The following is a 901-nucleotide window of genomic DNA, read 5'->3' as shown; positions in this document are numbered from 1 at the left end:
TCGTCCGCGGTGACGGCGTCGAGGTAGCTGGGTCGGCCCTGGCGCTTGAGGTGGGCGACCACGGTCTCGACCTCGCTGTCCGAGCAGAACGGCCCGTGCACGCGCGTGGTGCGCCCGCCGCCGGCCATGAACAGCATGTCGCCCTGACCGAGCAGCTGCTCGGCGCCCATCTCGCCCAGGATCGTGCGCGAGTCGATCTTGCTCGTCACCTGGAAGCTGATCCGGGTCGGGAAGTTCGCCTTGATCGTGCCGGTGATCACGTCCACCGACGGGCGCTGCGTCGCCATGATCAGGTGGATGCCCGCCGCCCGCGCCATCTGCGCCAGGCGCTGGATCGCCCCCTCGATGTCCTTGCCCGCCACCATCATCAGGTCGGCCATCTCGTCGACCACGATCACGATGTACGGCAGCGGCGCCAGGTCCATCGCCTCCTCGACGAACACGGCTTCACCGGTATGGCGGTCGAAACCGGTCTGGATCGTGCGCGTGATGGTCTCGCCCCGCTCGCGGGCCTCCTTCATGCGGGCGTTGTAGCCGTCGATGTTGCGCACGGCGATCTTGGACATCTTCTTGTAGCGCTCCTCCATCTCGCGCACGGCCCATTTGAGGGCGATGACCGCCTTCTTGGGGTCGATGACCACGGGGGAGAGCAGGTGCGGGATGCCGTCGTAGACCGACAGCTCCAGCATCTTCGGATCGACCATGATCAGGCGGCACTCCTCGGGCTTCAGCCGGTAGAGCAGCGACAGAATCATGGTGTTGATCGCCACCGACTTGCCCGAGCCGGTGGTGCCGGCCACCAGCAGGTGCGGCATGCGCGCGAGGTCGGCGATGATCGGCTCGCCGCCGATGTTCTTGCCCAGGCACAGGGCCAGCTTGTGCTTGCTCTCCGCGAAATCCG

Annotated in this window: 1 protein-coding gene; it reads right to left on the bottom strand. The window is 66.8% G+C overall.

The features are described 5' to 3' along the window. Positions 1-901: DNA translocase FtsK (locus MFF58_RS31810; RefSeq protein ID WP_283206493.1), on the bottom strand; the 901-nt coding region annotated here is incomplete at both ends.

It is taken from the genome of Methylobacterium longum (assembly GCF_022179385.1).
Classification (GTDB): domain Bacteria; phylum Pseudomonadota; class Alphaproteobacteria; order Rhizobiales; family Beijerinckiaceae; genus Methylobacterium; species Methylobacterium longum.
Note: the sequence above shows the minus strand (reverse complement) of the source record. Positions and strands in the feature narration are given on the sequence as shown.